This window comes from Stenotrophomonas sp. YJH_SMC_27, assembly GCF_059369815.1.
The window spans coordinates 1-19,322 of the sequence record NZ_JCAFTA010000022.1 but is presented as its reverse complement, the minus strand read 5'-3'; the positions used below and the strand labels follow the sequence as shown (position 1 = coordinate 19,322).

General features: G+C 67.0%; 14 protein-coding genes and 1 pseudogene. 3 read left to right on the top strand and 12 right to left on the bottom strand.

Going from position 1 to position 19,322, the window contains the following annotated elements; genetic code table 11:
• Positions 1–88 precede the first annotated feature (88 nt).
• From AC5P7R_RS21260 to AC5P7R_RS21250, 3 genes are all read right to left on the bottom strand, one after another.
• On the bottom strand, positions 89–2,152 hold the full coding sequence (locus AC5P7R_RS21260) for a TonB-dependent copper receptor (RefSeq protein ID WP_494540255.1): 2,064 nt from the start codon (positions 2,150–2,152) through the stop codon (positions 89–91).
• A 72-nt stretch (positions 2,153–2,224) separates the two neighbouring features.
• Positions 2,225–2,656 (bottom strand): DUF2946 domain-containing protein, encoded by a 432-nt coding sequence (locus tag AC5P7R_RS21255; RefSeq protein WP_134731273.1) that lies wholly within the window; start codon positions 2,654–2,656, stop codon positions 2,225–2,227.
• A gap of 679 nt (positions 2,657–3,335) precedes the next feature.
• Positions 3,336–4,319, bottom strand: coding sequence for a LysR family transcriptional regulator (locus AC5P7R_RS21250; protein ID WP_019660022.1), 984 nt, complete (start codon positions 4,317–4,319; stop codon positions 3,336–3,338).
• Between the two features lie 206 nt (positions 4,320–4,525).
• On the opposite strand from AC5P7R_RS21250, the gene cysK reads away from it, so the two are divergent.
• Positions 4,526–5,485, top strand: a complete 960-nt coding sequence (gene cysK, locus AC5P7R_RS21245) for a cysteine synthase A (RefSeq protein WP_019660021.1) — start codon at positions 4,526–4,528, stop codon at positions 5,483–5,485.
• 212 nt (positions 5,486–5,697) lie between these two features.
• Positions 5,698–6,297: an O-acetyl-ADP-ribose deacetylase gene (locus tag AC5P7R_RS21240; protein ID WP_019660020.1), complete on the top strand. Its 600-nt coding sequence runs from the start codon at positions 5,698–5,700 to the stop codon at positions 6,295–6,297.
• Between the two features lie 91 nt (positions 6,298–6,388).
• Here the strand turns inward: AC5P7R_RS21240 and AC5P7R_RS21235 are convergent, their stop codons facing one another.
• From AC5P7R_RS21235 to gap, 8 genes are all read right to left on the bottom strand, one after another.
• Positions 6,389–7,537, bottom strand: a complete 1,149-nt coding sequence (locus AC5P7R_RS21235; RefSeq protein WP_478436025.1) for an ABC transporter substrate-binding protein — start codon at positions 7,535–7,537, stop codon at positions 6,389–6,391.
• A gap of 129 nt (positions 7,538–7,666) precedes the next feature.
• Positions 7,667–8,671 (bottom strand): class I fructose-bisphosphate aldolase, encoded by a 1,005-nt coding sequence (locus tag AC5P7R_RS21230; protein WP_019660018.1) that lies wholly within the window; start codon positions 8,669–8,671, stop codon positions 7,667–7,669.
• A 161-nt stretch (positions 8,672–8,832) separates the two neighbouring features.
• On the bottom strand, positions 8,833–10,299 hold the full coding sequence (pyk, locus tag AC5P7R_RS21225) for a pyruvate kinase (RefSeq protein ID WP_021203676.1): 1,467 nt from the start codon (positions 10,297–10,299) through the stop codon (positions 8,833–8,835).
• A gap of 210 nt (positions 10,300–10,509) precedes the next feature.
• Positions 10,510–11,163, bottom strand: coding sequence for an HAD hydrolase-like protein (locus tag AC5P7R_RS21220; RefSeq protein WP_019660016.1), 654 nt, complete (start codon positions 11,161–11,163; stop codon positions 10,510–10,512).
• Complete coding sequence (locus tag AC5P7R_RS21215; protein ID WP_021203677.1) at positions 11,160–12,335, bottom strand: phosphoglycerate kinase; 1,176 nt, start codon at positions 12,333–12,335, stop codon at positions 11,160–11,162. Before AC5P7R_RS21215 ends, AC5P7R_RS21220 begins: the two co-directional genes overlap by 4 nt.
• Before the next feature lie 728 nt (positions 12,336–13,063).
• Positions 13,064–14,440 carry a DUF3999 domain-containing protein gene (locus AC5P7R_RS21210; RefSeq protein ID WP_021203678.1) on the bottom strand — a complete coding sequence of 459 codons (1,377 nt, stop codon included), beginning with the start codon at positions 14,438–14,440 and terminating at the stop codon, positions 13,064–13,066.
• Positions 14,437–17,112, bottom strand: coding sequence for a DUF2339 domain-containing protein (locus tag AC5P7R_RS21205; protein ID WP_478405444.1), 2,676 nt, complete (start codon positions 17,110–17,112; stop codon positions 14,437–14,439). The genes AC5P7R_RS21210 and AC5P7R_RS21205 overlap by 4 nt, the downstream gene beginning before the upstream one ends.
• A 125-nt stretch (positions 17,113–17,237) precedes the next feature.
• Entirely contained in the window at positions 17,238–18,242 is a 1,005-nt protein-coding gene (gene gap / locus AC5P7R_RS21200) for a type I glyceraldehyde-3-phosphate dehydrogenase (RefSeq protein ID WP_019660012.1), read from the bottom strand.
• Positions 18,243–18,434: 192 nt separating this feature from the next.
• On the opposite strand from gap, the gene AC5P7R_RS21195 reads away from it, so the two are divergent.
• The gene (locus AC5P7R_RS21195) at positions 18,435–19,064 is read left to right on the top strand and encodes an OmpW/AlkL family protein (RefSeq protein ID WP_005410839.1); all 630 of its coding nucleotides are present in this window, start codon (positions 18,435–18,437) and stop codon (positions 19,062–19,064) included.
• 146 nt (positions 19,065–19,210) lie between these two features.
• On the opposite strand, the pseudogene AC5P7R_RS21190 reads toward AC5P7R_RS21195, so the two are convergent.
• Positions 19,211–19,322, bottom strand: a pseudogene (locus tag AC5P7R_RS21190) (IS110 family transposase); the annotation flags it as partial.

The following is a 19,322-nucleotide window of genomic DNA, read 5'->3' as shown; positions in this document are numbered from 1 at the left end:
TCATCGTAGAGTCGAAGCTGCCCGACAGAGGGCGTCGGGCGGGGACGGATCCTGGCGGGGATCCGGCCCCGTTTTTTTACCCGGCCGATCAGTACCGGTAGTTCACCTTCATCCACAGGCTGCGCCCGGGTTCATTGATGCGCACCGGGTCGGCCGGGAAGCCGAAGTCGGCGCTGCCGGCCAGGTTCAGGTGCTCGCTGTAGGCGCGGTCGAACAGGTTGTAGACGCCCGCACTGAGCTGCAGCTGCGAACTGAAGCGGTAAGCGGCATTGAGCGCGAAGGTAGCGAAGCCGGCACTCGGCCCCAGGTCCTGCGCGACCACGTTGCCCTGTCCATCTGCGACACGATGCTGATGGGTCACCGCACGCAGCAGCGCACCGGCACTCCAGCGCTGGCCTTCCCAGTTCGCGCTCAGGCGCGCTTCCAGCGGCGGCATCTGCGGCAGCGGACGCTGCTGGTCGCGGTTCTCGCCCCAGGCATAGGCCAGCGTGCCACCCAGCTTCCACTGCGCAGCCAGGCTCACTTCCAGCCCGGCTTCGGCACCGGCGATGCGCGCATCGACGTTGTTGGCCTGGCTCATGCCCATCATGCCGCTGCCATGGTAGGTGAACAGGATGTAGTCCTGGATCTGCCCGGCGTACGCCGAAACCCACGCCTGTACGCGCGGTCCCTTGTACTGCAGGCCCACGTCGAGCTGGGTGGTGCGCTCGGGCTGCACGCCGGTGAACGCGTTCACTGCGCCCCACGGGCCATGGTTGGGCGAGAACAGCTCCCAGTAGTCGGGCATGCGTTCACTGTGGCCGAGGCCGGCGTACCAGGTCAGGCCGTCGGCAAGGTCCTGCTCGTAGCGCAGGAACCCGCTGCCGAGCCATTCCTTGCGCGTCTGCCCGGCGCTGGGATTGGGCCGGTTGCCCATCATGCCGCCGATCGATTGCCGCTCATCGCGGGCGCTGGCACGGTCGATGCGCAGGCCACTGATCCAGCGCTGGTCGGTGCCGGCGCCCAGGGTCAACTCGGTGAACACGCCATAGCGGTGGAAGTTCGCATCGGTCTGCCACGCGGCCTGGCGGTAAGTACCGCGGCCCATGCCGTTGCGGCCACGGTGGCGGCTGTCCTCACCGTCCACACCGGCCACCAGCTGCACCTCCTGCCAGCGCCACTCGGAACTGGCCCGGCCGCCCTGGGTTCGGCGGTCCACATTCGAAGCCATCGGCATGGGCATCATGCTGTTGGGATTCGGCGTGCGCAGCGTGTAGTTGTCCATCACATGGTCGGCTTCGTTGTAGTACACGTTGGCCTGCAACGTTTCCCACGCGCCCGGCAGGTTGCGCTTCTCGAAGCGTGCCGCGTAGCTGGTGCGCTCGAACGCCGCGCCGTCCATGCCACGCCCGGCATAGCGCGCGATCGCATCGCCGGCACCGGCGGAGATTTCCAGCAGCGTATCGGCGTCCGGCGTCCAGCCGATGGCCACGTCGCCGTTCCACTTGCGCCACTTCGACGGCACCACGTCACCATGACCATCCTTGTAGTCGTCCGCTTCCGAGCGATTGCCGCTGGCACGCACGTAACCGGCCGGATTGCCCAGCGTCAGGTCCAGCACCTGGTCGTTGCGGTTGCGCGAGCCGACCAGTCCACTGGCATCGGCACGCAGACCGGGTTCCTCGAAGCGCGGCGTATCGCGCTCGAAACGGATGGTGCCGGCCGAGGCACCTGCGCCCCAGCGCACGCTCTGCGGGCCCTTGATGATGGTCAGCCGGTCGAAGCTCTCCGGCGCGATATAGGAAAGCGGATTGTCCATGCGCGACGGGCAGGCACCGATCAGGTTGCCATCGTTGCTGAGGATGTTCAGCCGCGAACCGAACATGCCGCGCAGCACCGGGTCACCGTTGGTGCCGCCGTTGCGGATGGCGGAGAAGCCAGGCACGGTCTTCAGGTAATCGGCGCCATCACTGGCGGGGACCGGCTGCCGCGGCAGGCGCGGATCGGTCACCCAGTGCAGTGGCGACGAAGGCGCGGCGGCAGTGACCACCATCGTGTCGAGGGTGCGCGCTTCTTCGGCAGGCGCAGCGTGGGCCAGTGACGCGGCCACGGCCAGGCCAAGGGCAACCGGCAGGCGCGCGCAGGCGCCCGCGGGGCGGGAAGTCATTTTCATCGGAACAGCTCCAAGGTACGCACGCGCGCACGGCGCCCGGTCAGGCGTCGTGCGGCAGATTCGATAGGGACATCAGCGGACGATGGAGGAGCGTGGTGGTCCACGTGCGGCATGCGCCGGCCAGCGAAGTGCCGGCAGCACCTGTTGCGACCACGGGAACACCAGGCGCGGCCGCCACAGCAGCGGCAACTGCAGCACCAGCACCGCCAGCCACGGCAGCAGGCGCATGGCCAGCACGCAGTATTCGCAGACTTCGCCATGCATGGCGTGGGGGTCGGCTGGGCGGTTGGGTGCTGCCTGCGAAGCGCCATGCGGGTCGTGCCCGGCCATGGTCATGTCGTGCATGCCATGGCCCATGGCGGCGTGGTCCATGCCCGCCATTGCGGTGTGGTCCATCGGCGGCGCCTGCAGCGCGCGGCTGACCAGCGGCGCAAGCACCATCAGCAGCGTCGCCAGGACGGCGAGCTGGAGCAGAAGGCGCTGCGGGCGGGACAGGCGGGTCACCGCGCTAGTGTAGAGGCGGGTCCAGGGTTGCCCTGTGCGACGAACCGTCGCAGGAGGGGGTTTATCGGCAGGGCTTGCAGCCCTGCACCTGCTGCGGACCACGGCAAGAGCCGAAGCAACAGCAAAAGCGGTTCCCTGAGGGTAGACGGGGTGGGTCCGGTTGCGGGAGACGCCGTAAACCCATCCATGGGGGCTTGGCCGCGGCTTGCTCGTGTGCGCTTTCCTACGCACACGGCAAGACCGGGGTTGGGCGTCCTGCCCAACCCGCCCGAGGCATGCCTCGGGCCCATGCCGCGGACACTCCCGCAACCGGACCCACCCCGCCTTCGACAGATCTCCGCGATCTGCAGTAGATCCACGCCATGCGTGGATGCTTTTCGATTTCAATTCGAAATATTCGATTTCGATGGAGATTCATCCACGCATGGCATGGATCTACGTGTCGACCAAGGTCGACTCCTACCAACAGCCATCGGGATCTGTCAAAGGTGGGGCGGTGTCGGAGTGCGGGGTGTCAGCCGCATGGATGCGGCTGCCAAGCTTACAGGGACGTACTTGCAGCGTCCCCACACTCCGACACCGCCCCGCCAACCCACGGAATGCCGCTTCTGCTGTTGCTGTTGCTGTTGCTTGAATGTCGTAGTGGGTGCAGGGCTGCAAGCCCTGCTCGACCAACCCCTCACACCGTGATGGTCTGGGTCAGTGACTCCCACGTCGGTGGCACCGGCCACGCCGCCGCCTGGTTGCCATCCAGCACCCTGCGCAGGTCACGCGGATCAATCTGCGGTGCCAGCACGTGCACCAGCTCCAGCGCGTAGTCACGCAGCACGCGGTCGCGCGGCAACACCGCCCAGGCGATGCACTCGGCGATCGGGTCCGGGGCCGGCCACGAACGCAGGTCTTCATCGTTGGAACTGACCGCCATCTCGGCCAGCAGGCCTACGCCAAGACCCGTGCGCACGTAGGTCTTGATCAGGTCCGCATCCAGCGCGGTCAGTGCCAGATCGGGCACCAGCCCATTGGCGGCGAAGGCGCGTTGCAGGGATGAGTTCGGTCGGGTCGAGGATTCGTAGCTGATCAATGGCTGGCGGGCCAGCGCGGCCAGGTCCGGTGCGCGGCCGGCGCGGTCCAGCGGATGGCCCTTGGGCACCACCACCAGGCGCCGCCACCGGAACAGCGGCACTGCGATGCCATCGGTGGGCTCACCGCCTGCGGTGCTGATGATCGCAATATCGGCATCACCCTGGTTCAAGCGGTCCAGCGCGTCGGCTTCACCGGCCTGCTGCAGGTGCACGCTGACCTGCGGGTAGGCCTGCTTGATCGCCGCCACCGCCGGCGGCAGCACGAAGCGCGCCTGGGTGTGCGTGGTGGTCAGGATCAGCTGACCCTGGCTCTCGCGACGCTGGTTTGCCGCGTAGGTGCGGATGTTGTTGGCCTCAGCCAGCACCGCGCGGGCGCGGGCGATGACCTCGGTGCCGGCCGGGGTGACCGACTCCAGGCTGCGGCCCTTGCGCACGAACAACAGAAAGCCGAGCTCGTCTTCCAGCTGCTTGAGCTGCTTGGACAGGCCGGGCTGGGTGGCGTGCACGCGCGAGGCAGCGAGCGTGATGTTCAGCTCGGCATCGGCAATGGCAACCAGGTAGCGCAGCTGGGTCAGCGTCATGGGAGGCAGGCGGCGTGGGGCGGAGGTCCACTCTAGGGTCAATTGCCGTCACCAGCTTATAACCAAAGGTTGTTTAAGAAAGGTATCTGGTCATTTCCGGGCGTCATATGCCGGCGCTACGGTCAGCCGGCAGCCGCTGGCCTGAACAGCCAGCCCTCCCCCTTGCCCGCCGAAGCCCGGCGCGGCCCCGTTTCCGGAGCGCTTCCATGGCCCTGTACGAGTCCATCCTCGATACCGTCGGCAACACCCCCATCGTCAGGCTGCAGCGCCTGGCACCGCCACAGGTCAGCGTCTACGCCAAGGTCGAGTCATTCAATCCGGGCGGCTCGGTCAAGGACCGCCTGGCGCTGGCAATCATCCTCGACGCCGAAGCGCGTGGCCTGCTCAAGCCAGGCGACACGATCGTGGAGGCCACCTCGGGCAACACCGGCGTGGCGCTGGCGATGGTCGCTGCCGCGCGCGGCTACAAATTCGTGGCCACGATGGTCGAGACCTTTTCGGTGGAGCGTCGCAAACTGATGCGCGCCTATGGCGCGAAGGTAATCCTGACCCCGGCCGCCGAGCGTGGCAGCGGCATGGTGCGCAAGGCGCGCGAACTGGCCGAGCAGCATGGCTGGTTCCTGGCCAGCCAGTTCGCCAACCCGGCCAATCCGGCTTATCACCGCAACACCACGGCCGCCGAGATCCTGCGCGACTTCGCCGGCAAGCGGCTGGATTACTTCGTCAGTGGCTGGGGCACCGGCGGCACGCTCACCGGCGTGGGCGAAGTGTTGAAGGTCGCGCGCCCGCAGACCCGCGTCATTGCTACCGAACCCGCCGGCGCCGCCCTGCTCAAGGGCGATGATTGGAAACCGCACAAGATCCAAGGCTGGACCCCGGATTTCGTGCCGGACGTGCTCAACCGCGATGTGGTGGATGAACTGGTGTCGGTGGAGGATGACCGCGCCATCGCCACCGCGCGCCGACTGGCGGCGGAGGAAGGGATCTTCGTCGGCATCTCCGCCGGCGCCACCGTGGCCAGCGCGCTGGACGTGGCAGCCCGCGCTGAGCCGGGCTCGGTGATCCTGGCGATGCTGCCGGACACCGGTGAACGCTATTTCTCCACGCCGCTGTTCGCCGATGTGAACGAGGGTTCCGACGACGACTGGCTGGCTGGCCTGCCATGACGCAAGCCGCCGGGCATTGCCTGGCGCCACCGCCTGCCGCGAATCCGTGACCGCTTCAGCCTGCGTGAAGGCAGCGACCGCCATCGTGCGTGAAGGCCGTCGGATCGCAGCGCGTGAGACGGTCATGACGCAGTATCGATGCCCTGTCCCCTACCGTGGGAACAGCCGGCGCAGATGCTGCGCGGAACACCTCACAGGCAGGAGACGGACGCATGAAGATCGAAGTTTGGCAGGGCGACATCACGACCCTGGCGGTGGATGCGATCGTCAACGCGGCCAATGAAACACTGCTCGGTGGCGGCGGTGTCGACGGTGCGATCCATCGTGCGGCCGGCCCCGCATTGCGGGCCGAGTGCGAGCGGTTGCCCGAGCTGCGCCCGGGCGTGCGTTGCCCGACCGGCGAAGTGCGTGCCACCGGCGCTTACGCCTTGCCGGCACGGCATGTACTGCACACGGTGGGCCCGGTCTGGCACGACGGCCAGCGCGACGAGCCGGCATTGCTCGCCAACTGCTACTGGAAATCACTGCAGCTGGCCGAGTCGCTGGGGGTGCAGTCGATCGCCTTCCCGGCGATCAGCTGCGGTGTGTATGGCTATCCGCTGTACCAGGCGGCGCAGATCGCCGTGACCGAGACACTGGCCTGGCAGCGCAGCCATGCGCAGCCGATGCGCATCGTGCTGGTGGCGTTCAATACCGCGACGGCCAAGGCGTACCAGCAAGCGTTGAGCGCCGCCGGGCAAGGCGCAGACGGCGAACCGCGCGGCTCGATGCTGTCGCCGCTGGGTGATGCGGGCTTCGCCGCCGCGCACTGAATCCGGCGGTCAGCGTCAAGGAAAAGGCCGGGCATTGCCCGGCCTTTCCTGTTGCGCCGTTGTCCACACTCCCACGGAGTGTGGAACACGCTCAACGGCTGGCAGCTTCCACCGCGGCGGCATCATCGGCCGCAGCAGCGGCCGCGTCGGCAGCGGCACTTGCCGCCGAAGCAGCAGCCCCATCAGCGCTGGCGCCGTCCACCTGCACACGCACTTCCACCATGCCCGCGCCGTTGCTGAGGCTGGACACCTCGACGGTGTAATGACCGGCAGGCAACGCTTCTTCCAGGCGTGCGTTGGTATCGTTGCCACCGTCATCGTCGGTCAGTTCGACATCGCCGCCAACCACGCGCAGCACGGTATCGACCTGGCCGGAGATTGCATCCAGCCGCACATTGGTCGGACGGTCCAGCGTCAGCAGGAAGCGGCGGACGCCATCGTTATCGAGCATCGTGTACACGCTGCCGGACTTCGGCAGTGCGGTGCCATCGCGATCGACCAGGTTGCCCGGCAGCTCGATCCGATTGGCCGACAAGGTGAACATGCCACTGACGCCGTCGCCGAGGCCACGCGCGGTCAGCGTGTACTTGCCCGGCTTCAGCGACAGGGTCAGGCGCGAGTTGGTGCTTTCCCCGCCGTCGTCATTCTCGGCATCCACGCCCTGCCCGGACAGCTTCAGCACCGGGTCGAAGGCGTCCGAGACCAGCCGGATCTCGTACAGGCCCGCCTTGTCCACCTGCAACGTGTAGTCCTGCGAGTTGCTGGCCAGCATATCGACGATCTCGCCACTGCCCGCCAGCGGCTTGCCGTCATACGGCTTCAGCTTCTCGGCGCGAAGGCGATAAGGGCCGAACGCGGTCGGGCCATCGGCGTTGACTGCCACCTGGTAGGTACCACTGCCGTTGGCACGGAAAGCCAGCGAGACGTCCCCCTCGCGCTCATAGCCTGTGTTGCTGGTGGATACCAGGCTGCCGTTGTTGAACACCGCAATCGAGCCGCTGAGGGCACCAGTGAGCTTAAGGCCGACCAGATCCCTGTCTTCCAGCTTGATCTGGTAGAGCTGGTGATGGCTGCCGTCATTGAAGTTGATGCCGCTGCGCGAGGTGATCTCGCCGGAGACCGGCTTGTCGAAATCGAGCGACGCGGCCTTGCCTGCCTCGGCACCGCCGCCACCGATGCGGTTGCACCCGCCGGCGACCAGGACCGTGGCTACGGCCAGTGTGATTGCTGCCAAACGCATGTTGTTTCTCCTTGGCCTTCCATGTGGTTCCCACGCACCGGCCGGGCGCATGGGGGCGGAAAAGATACCCGCAAAAGCAAACGCCGGCGTGATGCCGGCGCTGCCTTGTTCATCCAGCGATGGGACGGATCACCCGTTCCACTTGCCCAGCGCGGCCAGGCCATTGTCCCTGGCGCGCTCGTACACGGTCTTCTGGGCAGCAGCGTAGTTGCCCTTCATGTCCTTGGCCCACAGCTTCAGCGCGGCCTGCTGCATGGCACGGCCGTAGGAGAAGCTCAGCGGCCACGGCAGGTTGCCCAGCTGGTTCATCGCGTTCAGGTGCTCGGTGGACTGCTCGTCGCTCTGGCCACCGGACAGGAACACCACGCCCGGCAGGATGGCCGGCACGGTGCTCTTCAGGCACATCACGGTCGACTCGGCCACTTCCTCGACATCGGCCTGCTCTTCACAGTCCTTGCCCGAGATGACCATCGAAGCCTTCAGGATGGTGCCTTCCAGCAGCACGTTCTGCTGGTACAGGGCGTCGAACAGCGAACGCAGGGTCGCTTCGGTGACTTCGTAGCAGGTCTCGATGTCGTGGTCGCCGTCCATGATCACTTCCGGCTCAACCATCGGCACCAGGCCGCATTCCTGGCACAGCGCTGCGTAGCGGGCCAGCGCATGGGCGTTGGACTCGATGCAGGTGCCCGACGGGATGCTCTCGCCGATGTTGATCACAGCACGCCACTTGGCAAACCGCGCGCCCAGCTTGTAGTACTCCTGCAGGCGCTCGCGCAGGCCATCCAGGCCTTCGGTCACCAGCTCGCCCGGGCAGCCGGCCAGCGGGTGCGCGCCCTTGTCCACCTTGATGCCCGGAATCATGCCGTGGTCGGCCATGTACTTGGCGAACGGCACGCCGTCCTTGGTCGACTGGCGGATGGTTTCGTCAAACAGGATGGCGCCGGAGATGTGCTCGTTGAGCTTCGGCGTGGTCAGCAGCAGTTCGCGGTAGGCACGACGGTTCTCCTCGGTGTTCTCGATACCGACGCCAGCGAAACGCTTGGCGATGGTAGCGGTGGATTCGTCGATCGCGATGATGCCCTTGCCCGGGGCAACCATGGCCTGGGCGGTTTCAGCCAGCTGTTCGATGCTCATGTACTTCCTGTGGCGGGTGCGGGAAAAACACAAGTATAGCCCCGCCGCCCGTTGCGCCGGCGTGCAGGCCAGAATGGAAACGATTCCAATGTCGGCGCAGGACAAGCGATGTCCTGCGGCACGGGGTCAGAGCCCTTGCGGGGATCCGACCCCGGCGGGCCTCAGAGGTCGCCCAGGCCGATGGCGCGGCCGTCCTCTCCCACTTCCAGCAGGCGCAGGGTATTGGTGGCACCGTGGGTTTCCATGTGCTCGCCACTGGTGAACACGACGCGGTCACCGGCCTGCAGCAGTTCGGCTTCCACCAGCAGGCGGATGCTGCCGCGCGCGGCTTCGCGCGGGGTCAGGCCGCGGCTGTCGAAGTTGATCGGGAACACATCGCGCATCAGGGCCATCTGGCGGCGCGCGCCGTCGTGGCGGGTGACTGCGAACACCGGCGCCTTGGCGCGGAACCGCGACAGGTAGCGGGCGGTGCCACCGGATTCGGTCATCGCCACGATCGCACGCACGCCCACGTGCTGCGACAGGAACATGGTAGCCATGGCAATCGCCTGGTCGGCACGTTCCAGATTACGCGGCGAGGCGTTGAAGTCGGTCTCGGTCTGGAACTGGCGCTCGGCACCCAGGCAGATACGCGCCATCGCTTCCACCGCCTTGACCGGCCAGGCACCGGCAGCGGTCTCGGCCGACAGCATCACCGCGTCGGTGCCATCGATGACCGAGTTGGCCACGTCCAGCACTTCGGCGCGGGTCGGGATCGGGCTTTCAACCATCGACTGCAGCATCTGCGTGGCGGTGATCACCACCTTGTTCTGCGCAAGCGAGGCCTTGATGATCTTCTTCTGCAGGCCGGGCAGCTCGGCATCGCCGATTTCCACGCCCAGGTCGCCACGGGCTACCATCACAACGTCACTGGCCTCGACGATCTCTTCCAGGTTCTCGATCGCCTCGGTGCGCTCGATCTTCGACACCAGCGCGGCATCGCAGCCGTGCGAGCGGGCGATCTCGCGCGCGTCGTTCATGTCCTGCGCGTTGCGGCAGAACGACACGGCGATGAAGTCGACACCGATCTTGGCGACGATGCCGATCAGTTCCTTGTCGCGCTCGGTCAGTGCGCCCAGCGAGAGGCCACCGCCCTGCTTGTTCAGTCCCTTGCGATCAGACAGCGCGCCGTCGTTGAGCACGGTGCTGATGATGCGCTCGCCCTGCACCTCCACCACCTGCAGCTGCATCAGGCCATCATCGAGCAGCAGGACATCGCCCGGGCCGACGTCCTGCGGCAGGCCGAGGTAGCTGACGCCTACCTGGGTCGCATCGCCGGGGCCGGCGTTGGTGCTGGCGATCAGGTCGAAGCGGTCACCCGCCTTGAGCTGCACCTTGCCTTCGGCGAAGCGCTCGATGCGGATCTTCGGGCCCGGCAGGTCGGCCAGGATGCCCACTTCCACGCCCACGCGGGCAGCGGCGGCACGCACTTCGGCGGCACGCTTGGCCTGGCCGGAGGGGTCGCCATGGCTGAAGTTCAGGCGTACCACGTTGACGCCGGCGCGGAAAAGATCCTCCAGCACGCCCGGCGGATCAGTGGCCGGACCGAGGGTGGCAAGGATCTTGGTGCGACGCTGACGCTCGAACATGGTGAATGGGCCTCTCCCGGTAAAGGACGGAAATTAGCACATCCTTCACGTCGCATGTATACGGTTACAGCCTTGTGCCGCTTGTCTTCGCGGGTCATGGAACGGACATCACCCGGACATACGCCGGCGCAGGCAGTTCTGTAGAGCCGAGCCCATGCTCGGCTGGGCATAGGCCGAAGCAGCCGAGCATGGGCTTGGCTCCACAGGAGCCTAGGCCAACAGCGTCGTCAGCTGCGCCGGCTCACGGGCCAGCTGGCCCGCGCCGGCTTCGGTCAGTTCGGCCTCACCGCCAAAGCCCCACAGCACGCCCACACTGCGCAGGCCGTGGTGGCGCGCGCCTTCGATGTCCATGCGGCGGTCGCCGATCATCCAGCACTGCGCAGGCTGCACCTGCAGCCGACGCAACGCCTCGCCGACCAGTTCCGGCTTGTGGCTGCGCGAGCCGTCCAGGGTCGAACCGACGATCTCCTCGAACAGCCCGCCGAACGGCAGGTGGGCAAGGATGCGGCGCGCATGCGGCTCGTTCTTGGCCGTGACCACCGCCAGGCGGTGGCCGCGACCATGCAACGTGCGCAGGGTGTCCTCCACCTGCGGGTACACCGTGTGCTCGCGCCAGCCTTCGACATCGAAGCGCTCCCGGTAGTAGCCCACTGCCTGTTCCACCCGCGCCGGTTCACCGAACAGCGGCATGAAGGTGGTACGCAGCGACGGACCGATCCAGCCCCGCAGGGTGTCCTGCGGCGGCACCGGGTACTCCATCTTCTGCAGCGCATAGGCGATGCAGGCGGTGATGCCCACCTGCGAATCGATCAGCGTGCCGTCCAGGTCGAAGAACAGCACATCCTTGCCGCGCTCGCCACTCATGCGCCGCGCGCGTCGAGTGCGGCCACCGCCGGCAGGGTCTTGCCTTCCAGGAACTCCAGGAACGCACCGCCGCCGGTGGAGATGTAGCTGACCTGCTGGGCGATATCGAACTTGTCGACCGCGGCCAGGGTGTCGCCGCCACCGGCGATGGAGAATGCCTTCGAGCTGGCGATCGCGCGGGCCAGCGCTTCGGTGCCCTTGCTGAAGGCTTCGAACTCGAACACGCCGACCGGGCCGTTCCAGACCACGGTGCCGGCCTTCTCGATCAGCTGCGCGTACTGCGCGGCGGTCTGCGGGCCGATGTCGAGGATCAGGTCGTCTTCGGCAACGGCATCGACCGCCTTCACTTCCGCGGCAGCGTCGGGCAGGAACTGCTTGGCGGTGACCACGTCCACCGGCAGCGGAATGTCGGCGCCACGCGCCTTCGCATCGGCCACGATCTTCTTCGCCGTGTCCAGCAGGTCCGGTTCATACAGCGACTTGCCGACGTTATGGCCAGCGGCAGCAATGAAAGTATTGGCGATGCCGCCACCCACGATCAGCTGATCGACCTTGCCGACCAGGTTGGCCAGCAGTTCCAGCTTGGTGCTGACCTTGCTGCCGGCGACGATGGCCAGCAACGGCTTGGCCGGTGCATCCAGCGCCTGCGCCAGCGCGTCCAGCTCGGCCATCAGCAGCGGGCCACCGGCCGCGACCGGTGCGAAGCGGATGACACCATGGGTGGAGGCCTGCGCACGGTGCGCGGTGCCGAAGGCATCCATCACGAACACATCGCATAGCGCCGCGTACTTCTTCGACAGGGCTTCATCGTCCTTGCCCTCGCCGACATTCATGCGGCAATTTTCCAGCAGCACCAGCTGGCCCGGCTGCACCTCGACGCCGTCGACCCAGTCACGCACCAGCGGAACCTCGCGGCCGAGCAGTTCGGACAGGCGCTGGGCCACCGGCGCCAGAGAATCGGCTTCGCTCCACACGCCTTCCTTCGGGCGCCCCAGATGCGAGGTGACCATCACCGCCGCGCCCTGCTCCAGCGCACGCTTGAGCGTCGGCAGCGAAGCGGTGATGCGCTGTTCGGAAGTGATGCGGCCATTCTCGATCGGCACGTTCAGATCCTGGCGGATCAGCACGCGCTTGCCGGAGAGGTCGAGGTCGGTCATGCGGACGATGGACATGGGCAACTCTTTGGCTCAGGGACGGGATGCCGGCGTACGGCAGACGGCCATTGTATCGGGTGCGGGTGGTGGGAGGGTCGATGCCTGCGGCAGGCAGAGGCGCACGGCAACGGCAACGGCAACAGCAACTGCCAAAGCGCTGACGCTTCATGATGCTGGGGGTGGGCCGGGGCGGTGTGGGCTGGCAGGGGGCGCCGTGAATCCGTTCATGGAGGCTTGGCAGCCGCATCCATGCGGCTGACACCCCTGCCAACCCACACCGCCCCGGCATCGACAGGTTCATGTGACGGAGCGGATGGCAAAGGCAAGAGCGGTTTCTGATGTCGGAGAAAAATGTAGAGCCGAGCCCGTGCTCGGCTGGGTCTATCGCGAACAGCAGCCGAGCGTGGGCTCGGCTCTACAAAGAGCGCCCTGCCAAGCAGCTTTTGCTCTTCTTTTTTTCTTTCCGTGGGTGGACGCACACGGAAATTGTCAGAGGCCGGGCGGGGTGGGTTCGCGGGGGTGTCAGCCGCATGGGCCCGAGGCATGCCTCGGGCGGGTTGGGCAGGACGCCCAACCCCGGTCTTGCCGGGTGCGCAGGACAGCGCACACGAGCAAGCCGCTGCCAAGCCTACAAGGACGTACTTGCGGCGTCCCCCGCGAACCCACCCCGCCCGGCCAAGCGCCGCTTTTGCTTTTGCTTTGCACGACCACCCCCACCCACGAGGGGCTGCGCCGTTCGCCGGAACCTACGCCGAAGGCGCCGGCTTCTGCCGAAGCAGGCTGACCGCCAGGCCGCCAACAACCAACACACCCAGCCCCAGCAGCGCCCACAGCAACCACGCCTTCCAATCGTGCGGCGGCTTCAGCGCCGCATCGCCGGCCAGCGGTTCCGGACTGCCTTCCAGGCGCGCCAGCGTCGGCTGCCACGACGGATCATTACGCTGGCGCAGCTCTTCAATCAGCACGCCGATCGGCGCTTCCATGCGGCGCGCGGTCGCGCTGCCCACTGCCAGTGCATATGGCGCTGCACCCTGGCTCAGGAACACCAGCACTTCGGGTTGATAACCCAGGCGCAGGGTGGGTGCGGTTGCCGTTTCGGCGGGGTTCGCCACCAGCTTCCAGTAACGATCGCGGTGCACGCCGCCCAGCGGTTGCGCAGCCGATTGCTGCCGTTGGCCCTGCGCGCCCTGCTGCAGCTGATAGGCAATCCACGGTGCGCTGCGGCGCTGCCACTCCGCGCTCTCGTCATCGCGGCTGAACAAAGTCCACTGCACCAGGCTGTTGTCAGTGCTGGCCACGTCGGCACGCGCCGCCGGGAAGCGGCCATCCATCTCGAAGGTGTACTCGCCCTTGCCCTTCGAGGTCGGTGCCAGCGACAACCACTCCCATGGCAGTGTGGCCGGTGCCGGCGGCAGCTCGGCCAGTACGCTGCGCAACGTTGGCAGACGGGCATCGCCCTGCGCCAGCACGCGCAGATAGCGCGCTTCCCCATCCACCTGCAGGCGGCGCTGCAGCAGGCGCTTGCCGGCGCGCTGCAGGTCCACCAGCGGAATGTCGCGGCCAAGTGCACGCCAATGCTGCAGGTCGTCGCTGACGTCCAGCTGCACCTGAGCCTGCAACGGCTGGCCACTGTCGGCCCAATCCAGTACCAGCGCCGCCAGCGGCTGCTGGCCCAGCACACTGGCGTCGATCAGCCAGCCGCCCTGCCCGTTGGCCCTTGCACCGCCAGTCACACGTGCTTCCACGCGACGGACACGGCCATCGGTATCGCGCTCGGTCAGCAACTGCAGGTCGTTACGCTGTGCTTCGGCCAGCGGCGGCAACGCGAACCACGGCAGTTCCCGCTGCACCGGCGGTTGTGCCAGCGGCTGGTCCGGCGCGAGCAATGCCGACGGCAACGATTGGCCGGCGGCATTGAACACCTGCACGTCACCCAGGTCTGCGCTACCGGAGCGACGGTAGATCGCCGGTTCCAGCACGACACGGTAGGCACCCGACTGTGCGCTGGACAACGTCAGCGGCCACTGTTCGGCGTACTGGGTACGGTAATCGGCAGCCTGTGCGGTGATGGCGGCCAGCATGCCGAACATCGCCGGCAGCAGCGCCCTGCTCCACGTCTTCATTGTTTTTCCTCCACGGTCGGCGCCGCGCTGGGCGGTGCCGGTGCCAGATAACCCACGACCGTGCACAGCAGGCCGTAGGCGATGAACGATGCGATGCCCAGCAGGTTGCCCAGGTGCTGGCGATCGACAAGCACCAGCTTGGCCAACACCACGCCCATCAGCACCGCTCCCACCATCCACAACACGCGCTGGCCACGGCGCGAACCCCAGACCCAGGCGATCACGCCGAGCACGCTCCACAGCACGGTCAGGCTGGTCTGCGCCAGGCTGGAACGCATCATCGACGAACTCCACGACAGGCCGCCCCACTGATGCACGCCGTGCAGCACCAGGCTGGTCAGCGCGACGAAGATGGCCAATGCCAACAGCGGCAGCCGGATCTTCACCAGTGCCTGCGGCGCCTGCCCGCGGTACAGCCACCGCGCCAGCAGCACCAGGCTCAACCACTGCCCCAGCTCGGCCGGGTTCAACACCGGCAGCCACGGCAGCGGCGCTGCGTCACCCGGCAGCAACTGGCCGAACAGCCAGCCTGCGGACAGCAGGCCGAACAGCACGCACTGCAACGGTAGGCGCACGCTGTCGAAGGCAGCCCCCAGGGGCCACCGCAGTGCGTCCCAGCGCCACAACGACAGCGCCGCCATCAGCAGCCACGGCAGCGTGAACAACAGCAGCGTCCAGCCCTGTGCCAGCCCGGCCTCGCCACCGCCCCACAGGGCCAGCAACGAAAGCAGCGACGGCCACAGCAGCCACCACAGGAACTGCGCGATGCGTGCCACGGTGTTGCCGCCCTGGCGCAGGCACAGCAACGTACGGACGCCCAGCGCCGCGAACACCGCCCAGGCCAGCGCGCCATAGCCGGCGAACGGCTGCTGGTGCGCATCGCTCTGCATCAGCGCCAGCGGGAAGCCCAGGGCCAGCATCGCCAGCGCGGTGACGCCCAGCGCGCGTGCCGGCTGGCGGCGCTGCACTTCAGCCGCCAGCCAGGCCGTGGCTGCGACCAGCACAAGCAGCGCGTCGGCCTGGGTGCGGTGCGGGAAGAAGCGGAAGATCTCGTGCACCAGACCGCCCAGCCACCACAGCAGGCCCCACAGGTAGTAGACCAGTGCGATCTCGTGGCGCTCCCTGCGCTGGTAACTCCACGCCGACGCGAAGCCGGCAATGGCCAGCAGCAACGCGCCGATGGCGGTCGGGTTGAGCAGGAAGCGTGCGTCGTCGAGCCAGTGGTCGGCGCCGGCCACAAAGGCGAACGCAGCACCGATCTGCAGCAACGCGCCGGACACCTGCGGCAGCCAGCGCTTCTGGCGCAGGCCCAGCCAGGCCAGGCCCGCACCTTCCAGTGCGAACACCGCGCCGGTGGCACGCGCAGACAATGCCAGCGGCACCGCCAGCGTGGCGAAGCCCACCGCCAGCACCGCATGCGACTGCGCCAGCACGGTGTAAGACGCGCGCGCGATCAGTGCCCGCGCCAGTACGGCGTAGATCGCCGCCAGGCCCAGCGCGCACAGCGCCAGCGTCATCGGCTGCTCGTGCAGCATGCCCGCCTGCATCGAGAAGGCAACCAGGGGCGTGCCGAACACCAGGCTGCCGTCGACCAGGTCACGTCGCCCGGCGGGCTGCCGGCGCGCGTACAGCAGCGGGATCAACAGGTAGAAGGCGAAGAACAGCAGCAGGAACGGCTCGGTGCTGCTGAACTTGTCCGGCGCGTACTGCAACACGCCCCAGAACGTACCGATGCCGAAGGTAAAAGCGAAGCCAAGCAGGTTCAGCGCACGCCACGGACGGAACCAGGCGATGGCGAAGATGCCAGCATTGAGCACCGCGTAGTAGCTGAACAGCCCCACGTGGTTGCCACTGCCGGTGGACAGCCACAGCGGTGCCATGAAGCCGGCGAGGATGCCCAGCACCGCCAACGTGCGCGAGTTCTGCACCACCGCCAGCACGCACAGGCCGGCCACCAGCGCGATCGAACTGGCGAAGGCAAACCCGGGGTTGAGCAGCTCGAACCGTTTGAAGGCGGCGAAGATGGTCAGCAGCAACACGCCGATGGCACCGCCCTGCAGTGCCAGTGCGAACAGGCGCCGGCGCTCGCGCTGGTGCCAGCCGAACGCCAACAGGCCCAGCGCACCCACGGTGACACCGGCCAGGCGCAGCTCGATCGGCAGCACCAGCCAGCCCTGGTCGCTGACGTACTTCAACAGCGCGGCAACACCGGCCAGCAGCACCAGCATGCCGATCTTGACCGGCACGTTGCCCTCGGTGAACCAGCGCTTGACCGCGCCGATGCCGCGCTCGATGAAGTTGGGCAGTGCCGGTTCGGGGGGCAACGGCGGCTGCACCGGCGCGGGTGGCACCGGCGGTGGTGCGACCGGGCGCGGCGCCTCCACTGCCGCAGACACCACTTCGCGCACCGGCGGTGGCGTTGGCTGGGGCGGAGGCGGTGCGGCAGCCGCCACCGGCCGCAGGAACGGCGGATCGGCGCCGGCCACAGGCAGGGGCGCAGACCGTTCCGGCGCAGGCTCGGCTGCAACCGGCCGGGCGGCCGGCGCGGCAGCCATGGCGGCTTCCAGCGCGGCCACACGGCGGCGCAGGCCAGCAATCATCACCAGCGCCACCACCAGCAGCAGCGGGATGGCCAGCAGAACCAGTACCACCAGGGCTATCAATGCTTCCATTGCATGCTTCCATTGCAATCCCGCGCCCCAGCGGCAGCGGTCGACCGGGCCATGCTACGACAGGGCCGGCCCCATAAACGACGAACCCCGGCCAGGCCGGGGTCCGCGTGCGATCTTCGCCGGCCTTACTTGGCGGCGACAACCTTGGCCATTTCCAGGCACTTGTTGGAATAGCCCCACTCGTTGTCGTACCACGACACGAGCTTGACGAAGGTGCCGTCCAGGGCGATGCCGGCGTCTGCGTCGAACACCGAGGTGTGGGTTTCACCGACGAAATCGGTGGCCACCACCTTGTCTTCGGTGTAGCCCAGGATACCCTTCAGCGCGCCTTCGCTCTGTGCCTTCACTTCAGCGCAGATCTCGGCGTAGGTGGCTTCCTTTTCCAGCTCGACGGTCAGGTCGACCACCGACACGTCGGAGGTCGGGACGCGGAAGCTCATGCCGGTCAGCTTCTTGTTCAGTTCCGGAATGACCACGCCGACGGCCTTTGCCGCACCGGTGGACGACGGAATGATGTTTTCCAGGATGCCACGGCCGCCGCGCCAGTCCTTGTTGGACGGGCCATCGACGGTCTTCTGGGTGGCGGTGGCCGCATGCACCGTGGTCATCAGGCCACGCTTGATGCCCCACTTGTCGTTGATGACCTTGGCCAGCGGGGCCAGGCAGTTGGTGGTGCACGACGCGTTGGAAATGATGGCTTGGCCGGCGTAGGTCTTGTCGTTCACGCCGAACACGAACATCGGCGTGTCGTCCTTCGACGGGGCCGACATGATGACCTTCTTCGCGCCCGCATCGATGTGCTTCTGCGCGGTTTCCTTGGTCAGGAACAGGCCGGTGGCTTCCAGCACCACGTCGGCGCCGACTTCGTCCCACTTCAGGTTGGCCGGGTCGCGTTCCTGGGTCAGGCGGATCTTCTTGCCGTTCACCAGCAGGTCGTTGCCCTGCACGGCCACGTCGGCCTTGAAGCGGCCGTGCACGGAGTCGTACTTGAGCATGTACGCCAGGTAATCCGGCTCCAGCAGATCGTTGATGGCCACGATTTCGATGTCGTCGCCGAAGTTCAGCACCGCCGAGCGCAGGACGTTACGCCCGATGCGACCGAAACCGTTGATACCAACCTTGATTGCCATGTTCTCAAGCTCCTGCGGCCGCGACGGGTGCGGCGGGATGGATAGGGCCCACAAGTCTAGCAAACCGGGGCTGGCCACCGTGGGCCAGCCCCCGCGCCAGAGGGCGGGCGGACAGGATTTGATCCGGATCAAAGCGTTAGCGCGGCGTGAGGCCGAGACTGTCGCCATCCACCCAGCAACGAGATCACCCCCATGCGCAAGACCTCCCCCCTGATCCTGGCCGGCCTGGCCGCTGCCCTGTCCCTCGCCGCCGCCCCGGCCATGGCCCAGTCCAAGGGTGACTGGACCGTCTCGGCCGGCGTCCACCAGGTGGCGCCGAAGTCGAACAACGGCTGGCTGGCCGGCCACACCCTGAAGGTCGACGTCGACAACGACGTCAAGCCGACCATCACCGGCGAGTACTTCATCGCCGACAACCTGGGCATCGAAGTACTGGCCGCGCTGCCGTTCAAGCACGACATCAACATCAACGGCCTCGGCCGCGTGGGCAGCACCAAGCAGCTGCCGCCTGTGGTGACCCTGCAGTACCACTTCAACAGCAAGGGCAAGGTCTCGCCGTTCGTCGGCGCCGGCGTGAACTACACGACCTTCTTCAGCGAAGACACCACCGGCGCATTGGCCGGCAGCAAGCTGAAGCTGCAGGATTCGTGGGGCCTGGCCGCGCATGCCGGCATCGACTTCGCGATCGGCGAGAAGGGCGCCCTGCGCGTGGACATGCGCTGGATCGACATCGACAGCAAGGTGAAGTTGAACGGCGAGAAGATCGGCACAGTCAACATCGATCCGCTGGTCTACGGCGCGTCGTACGTCTTCAAGTTCTAAGCGTGTGCCGGGCGCGGGGGCTTCCCCCCGCTCCCCCGCTGAACGCAAAACCCTCGCAGCATGTTGCCCCGGTCTTTGCCGGGGCTTTTTTTTGGAAATCATGCGGAGGCGCGCTCTTCTGTAGAGCCGAGATCCTATGTTCGTGGTCAAGCCTGCTGGAAGCAGGCTTGACCCACTTTCAGCATGGCCGGGTCAAAGTCCCGGCCGCTCTTGAAGACGCCCCAAGCGATCCTGGCCAGCTTTCTGGCCAGGATGTTG

Coding starts and splice junctions, on each gene's coding strand:
- AC5P7R_RS21240 (WP_019660020.1), top strand. CDS start 5,698: ATGAAGATCGAAGTTTGGCAGGGCGACATCACGACCCTGGCGGTGGAT.
- AC5P7R_RS21210 (WP_021203678.1), bottom strand. CDS start 14,440: ATGAAGACGTGGAGCAGGGCGCTGCTGCCGGCGATGTTCGGCATGCTG.
- AC5P7R_RS21230 (WP_019660018.1), bottom strand. CDS start 8,671: ATGAGCATCGAACAGCTGGCTGAAACCGCCCAGGCCATGGTTGCCCCG.
- AC5P7R_RS21260 (WP_494540255.1), bottom strand. CDS start 2,152: ATGAAAATGACTTCCCGCCCCGCGGGCGCCTGCGCGCGCCTGCCGGTT.
- AC5P7R_RS21220 (WP_019660016.1), bottom strand. CDS start 11,163: ATGAGTGGCGAGCGCGGCAAGGATGTGCTGTTCTTCGACCTGGACGGC.
- AC5P7R_RS21250 (WP_019660022.1), bottom strand. CDS start 4,319: ATGACGCTGACCCAGCTGCGCTACCTGGTTGCCATTGCCGATGCCGAG.
- AC5P7R_RS21215 (WP_021203677.1), bottom strand. CDS start 12,335: ATGTCCATCGTCCGCATGACCGACCTCGACCTCTCCGGCAAGCGCGTG.
- gap (WP_019660012.1), bottom strand. CDS start 18,242: ATGGCAATCAAGGTTGGTATCAACGGTTTCGGTCGCATCGGGCGTAAC.
- AC5P7R_RS21205 (WP_478405444.1), bottom strand. CDS start 17,112: ATGGAAGCATTGATAGCCCTGGTGGTACTGGTTCTGCTGGCCATCCCG.
- AC5P7R_RS21195 (WP_005410839.1), top strand. CDS start 18,435: ATGCGCAAGACCTCCCCCCTGATCCTGGCCGGCCTGGCCGCTGCCCTG.
- cysK (WP_019660021.1), top strand. CDS start 4,526: ATGGCCCTGTACGAGTCCATCCTCGATACCGTCGGCAACACCCCCATC.
- AC5P7R_RS21235 (WP_478436025.1), bottom strand. CDS start 7,537: ATGCGTTTGGCAGCAATCACACTGGCCGTAGCCACGGTCCTGGTCGCC.
- pyk (WP_021203676.1), bottom strand. CDS start 10,299: ATGTTCGAGCGTCAGCGTCGCACCAAGATCCTTGCCACCCTCGGTCCG.